This window comes from Promicromonospora kroppenstedtii DSM 19349 (assembly GCF_000515355.1).
Taxonomy (GTDB): Bacteria; Actinomycetota; Actinomycetes; order Actinomycetales; family Cellulomonadaceae; genus Promicromonospora; species Promicromonospora kroppenstedtii.
The window spans coordinates 104,702-109,404 of record NZ_KI911686.1 but is presented as its reverse complement, the minus strand read 5'-3'; the positions used below and the strand labels follow the sequence as shown (position 1 = coordinate 109,404).

General features: G+C 73.4%; 4 protein-coding genes and 1 pseudogene. 2 read left to right on the top strand and 3 right to left on the bottom strand.

The genetic code is table 11. The annotated features are described in order from the left end of the window. On the bottom strand, positions 1-499 hold a 499-nt coding region (locus PROKR_RS15125; protein WP_051433025.1), incomplete at its 3' end, for a nitroreductase family deazaflavin-dependent oxidoreductase. Positions 500-604: 105 nt separating this feature from the next. Between PROKR_RS15125 and PROKR_RS15120 the strand changes: the two genes are divergently transcribed. Further along, a complete protein-coding gene (locus PROKR_RS15120) occupies positions 605-1,354 on the top strand; it encodes a TetR/AcrR family transcriptional regulator (RefSeq protein WP_036964456.1) in 750 nt (249 codons plus the stop codon). A gap of 18 nt (positions 1,355-1,372) precedes the next feature. On the opposite strand, the gene PROKR_RS15115 is transcribed toward PROKR_RS15120, so the two are convergent. Next, complete coding sequence (locus PROKR_RS15115; RefSeq protein ID WP_084800463.1) at positions 1,373-2,611, bottom strand: NAD(P)/FAD-dependent oxidoreductase; 1,239 nt, start codon at positions 2,609-2,611, stop codon at positions 1,373-1,375. 160 nt (positions 2,612-2,771) lie between these two features. Further along, positions 2,772-3,827 carry an aldo/keto reductase gene (locus PROKR_RS15110; RefSeq protein ID WP_036964455.1) on the bottom strand — a complete coding sequence of 352 codons (1,056 nt, stop codon included), beginning with the start codon at positions 3,825-3,827 and terminating at the stop codon, positions 2,772-2,774. A 63-nt stretch (positions 3,828-3,890) separates the two neighbouring features. Between PROKR_RS15110 and PROKR_RS15105 the strand changes: the two are divergent. Continuing rightward, positions 3,891-4,703, top strand: a pseudogene (locus PROKR_RS15105) (hypothetical protein); the annotation flags it as partial.

The window sequence follows — 4,703 nt, the reverse complement described above, 5'->3', positions numbered from 1 at the left end:
CTGCACCCGCGCCGTCCGGGCCGACCGGCACCCGCCGCAGCGCGAGGAAGTCGGTGACCCCGAACAGGCGCGCGACACGCCGGTCCGCCGCGGTCAGGTAGGGCAGCGCCTCGGCCGGCTCGACGATCTCCGGGGTCACCGTGTGGTCGTGCCCGTCGACCCGCAGCTCCGCGGCGCCGGCCGCCCGGACGTTCCGCAGCCAGTCCACGGCGGTGCCGTACGGGAGGTACACGAGGAAGTCGCCGTCCATCCGGTACACGCCGATCGGTGTCGCGTACGACGCCCGGGACCGGCGGCCGACGTGCCGGACGAGCGCGGCGGACGCTCCGGGCTCTCCCGCGTCCCGCAACGCGGCACGGTTGGTGAACCGCCGGTTGAACCGGCGCACCACGGCCAGCCCTCGCCGGTTCTTGGTGCGCATGACCAGCACCAGCGCCACGAACGCGGCGAGCCCCAGCACGAGAAGAGCCCCTACCACCCACAGGATCCAGGCCCACATGGCGCGCCACCTTTCCGGAGGAGACTTACGGCGTAAGCCTTACGTCGTAAGGTAGGACCGTCGCCAGGCCGCGTCAAGGGTCGGCGGACGTAGGATCGCGAGACCATGACTTCCCCGCAGACCACAGGCACACCAGCACGGACCGCCCTCACCCGCGCCCGGGTGCTGGAGTCGGCGGTCGCCCTGGCGGACCGGGACGGCCTCGGGGCGCTCACCATGCGCAGCCTGGCCCGCGAGGTCGGCATCGAGGCCATGTCGCTCTACCACCACGTCGCCAGCAAGGAGGACCTGTTGGACGGCGTGGTGGACGTCGTCGCGGCGGAGATCCAGGACGCGGTCGCCCTGCTCGACCCGCTGCCCGACGACGCGCCGCCGTCGGCCTGGAAGCCCACGATGCGCCGGCAGATCCTCACGGCGCGCTCGGTACTGCTGCGCCACCCGTGGGCGTCGACCGTCCTGGAGACGCGGACCTCGTTCAGCCTGCACATCGTCCGGTACTGCGACTCGCTGCTGGGACTGATGCGGCGCGGCGGCTTCTCCTGGGACCTGGTGCACCACGCGATGCACGCCCTGGGCAGCCGCGCGTTCGGGTTCTCGCAGGAGCTCTTCGAGCCGGACGGCGCGAGCGCGGGCTCGGCCGCCGACGGCGGAGCCAGGGAGGGCGCCGACGACGAGGCGACCGCGATGCTCCAGCAGATGGCCGAGCAGGTGCCGCACGTGGTGCAGATGCTCGCCGAGGTCGCCCACGACGAGCCGGGCGCCAACCTGGGCTGGTGCGACGACCAGACCGAGTTCGAGTTCGGCCTCGACCTGATCCTCGACGGGCTCGACCGGCTGGCCGGGCGCGCGGCCTGACGCCGCCCGCGCCGGTCTTCAGCGCAGCGGGTCGAACGGCCGGATCTCCTCCGGCGTCTCCCCCGTCGTGATCTGCGTCGCCAGCGCGCGGCCCGTGGCCGGGCCCAGCACCATGCCCCACATGCCGTGGCCGCCGGCCACGTAGACGCCGCGCGCCGCCGTCCGGCCCACGAGCGGCAGCCCGTCCGGCGTCACCGGCCTGGAGCCCACCCACTCGTCCACGCGGGAGTCCAGGTCGACGCCGTCGAACAGTCCCCGGACCGAGTTCACGATGGCCCGGACGCGGCGCGGCTGGAACGGCTCGTCCGGTCCGCGGAACTCCATGGTCCCGGCGATCCGCAGCCGCCCCTGGTACGGGGTGCAGGCCACGCGGCGGGCCGGGAAGTACACCGGGTGGTCGATCGGCGGCCCCGAGACGGGCACGCTGAACGAGTACCCGCGCCCGGCCTGCACCCGTGTGCGGACGCCGAGTCGCCGCGTCAGGTCCGGGAGCCACGCGCCCGTGGCGACCACGACTGCGTCGGACCGCAGCGGGTCGTGGCCCGCGACGTGCACCTCGGAACCGCCGTCGGGCAGCGGCCGGACCTCCGTGACCCGCGCGTCCGTGAGCACCTTCGCGCCCCGCGCGCTGACCGATGTCGCCAGCGCCTGCACGTACGGGCCGGGCTCGATGTACCGCTGCCCGTCCAGGGTCCAGATCTCCTTGACGGCCCGGGAGAGGTGCGGCACGCGCACGCCGTCGGGCATCCGGGACAGCCGGACCTCCTGGCCGGCCCGGGCCACGCCCCGCAGCTCGTGCACGAACGGGCGCGACTGGTGCTCCCGCTCGAACCCCACCACCCAGGGGCTCGGGTACGACGTCGCGTGGACGCCGCCGGACTCGAGCTCGTCGTACGCGTCGAGCGCCAAGCGGTCGATCGGCGTGAGGGCCGCCATCGCGTGCCGCCACGCGGACGGCGTCGCGTGCGTCATGAATCGCGCGAGGAAGCCCCAGAGCGCCCGGTCGAAGCGGAACGGCACGCTGAGGGCGGCGTCGGGGTCGAGCATCGCCTTCGGGCCGTACGCCCAGAGCGACGGGTCGGCCAGCGGCATCGCCATGCCCGGCGTGAGCCAGCCGGCGTTTCCCCAGGAGGAGCCGGCGGCGACGCCGTGCCGGTCGAGAACCGTCACCTCGGCGCCGCGTTCCTGCAGGTGCCAGGCGGTGGCCAGGCCGACCATGCCGGCACCGACGACGATCACGGACTTCGTTTCGGACACGCTGGTGCTCCTTCTCGCGAGTGCAGTACCTCCCAGTACCCCTCCCCGTCGAGCGGCGACCCCCTCATGGTCCGCCGGCCGAGTCGATTCGGCGCGACGGCCTCGTGAAGTGCGGTGGAACTCAGGGTGTGGGGACGCTGACGAGACGGGGCCCGGCCGCTCAGCCCAGCGGACGGGCCAGGGGCTCGATCGCCGCGATCTCGTCGGCGGACAGGGGGCCCGCCGCGAGCGCAGCGACGTTGTCCTCGAGCTGCGCCACCGACGACGCGCCGATCAGCGCCGACGTCACGCGCTCGTCGCGCAGCACCCAGGCGAGCGCGAGCTGCGCGAGCGTCTGGCCGCGGCCGGCGGCGATGTCGTTGAGCGCCTTGGCGCGGACCAGGTAGTCCTCGGTGAGGGCCCGGTCCGAGAGGAACGGCGAGTCGGAGCGAGCGGCCCGCGACCCTTCCGGGGCCGCGCCGCCGAGGTACCTGCTGGTCAGCAGGCCCTGCTGCAGCGGGGAGAACACGATGGTCCCGATGCCGAGCTCGCCGACGACGTCGAGCAGCGACTCGCTCTGCACGCCGTCGTACCCGTCCTCGTGCGCGGGGTCCTCGATGTGCCGGTTGAACATCGAGTAGGACGGCTGGTGGATCAGCAGCGGCACGCCCAGCTCGCCGAGGATGCGCGCGGCGTCGCGCGTGCGCGCGGGCGAGTAGTTGGAGACGCCGACGTACAGCGCCTTGCCCTGCTGGACGGCGGAGGCCAGCGCGCCCATGGTCTCCTCGAGCGGCGTCGAGGGGTCGGGGCGGTGGTGGTAGAAGACGTCGACGTAGTCGACACCCATCCGGGTCAGCGACTGGTCGAGGCTGGCCAGCAGGTACTTGCGCGAGCCGTGGTCGCCGTACGGACCGGGCCACATGTCGTAGCCGGCCTTGGTGGAGAGGATCAGCTCGTCGCGGTAGGGCCTGAGGTCGGCGGCGAGGTGCCGGCCGAAGTTCGCCTCGGCCGCGCCGTAGGACGGACCGTAGTTGTTCGCCAGGTCGAAGTGCGTGACGCCCAGGTCGAGCGCGCGGCGCAGGATGGCGCGCTGCGTGTCGAACGGGCTGGTGTCACCGAAGTTGTGCCAGAGCCCCAGGGACAGCGCGGGCAGGTCGAGGCCCGAGCGGCCGGTGCGGCGGTACTGCATGGTGTCGTAACGGTCCTCTGCTGCGAGGTACCGGGATGCGAGAGGCATGCGGCCATCGTGGCACGGGAAACCTGTCCCTCCGCACCACGGTTCCGTGCCACGATGCGCGTCATGTCTCAGGAGATCTTCGATCTGGTCGTCCGCCGGACGTGGCGCGTCCCCCGCACCGAGGACTCGGCCGGCGACGCCGCGTCGGTCGCCCGGCGATTCGACGCCGTGCTCCTCACCTCGGGTTTCAAGGCGTCCGGTCGCCTGCTGGGCTACCTGGGCGGGCTGGCCCCGCAGGACGCGCGGCTGGTCGCGGCGCGGACGCTCGCCGTGGTCCACGGGACGCTCGGCGCGCACGTGGAGCACAACGCGTACTTCAAGGACTTCCCCGAGAACGTGCCGGACACCGACGGCTTCTGGGTCTCGGCACTGGAGGACGCGCTGCGCGGCACGCCGCAGGAGGGCCAGGCGGCGGAGCTCCTGACACGTGGACCCGTCGACCTGCTCGGCCTGCCGACCTACGGCCGCTACCAGCACACCTACGAGGAGATGGCCGCGGCGCACGACGCGTTCCTGCCCGCGCTCGGAGACCGGCGCACGGTGCTCGACGCCGGCGGCACGCTCGACGAGGAGGCCCACCACCTCTACCTGCACCTCGCGGGCAGCACGACACCGCTGTCCGACACCGACCTGGCCGACCTCGGGCGGCTCGCGGGCCACTGCGCGGCCATGGCACAGCCCAGGTCGGTCCCCCTGCGGTCGGCGCGCGCGATCGTCAACGCCACGCACGTCCTGTACGGGCGGGAGCCCGAGGTCGACACCGTGACCGACGTCCTGCGGCTGGCCTGCGCGCTGTCGGGCGGGGACGTGACGCTGGAGACCGCCGGCCGGTTCCGGTCGATGCCGCGGCCGGTCCGGCGCGTGCTGCTCGGCGCG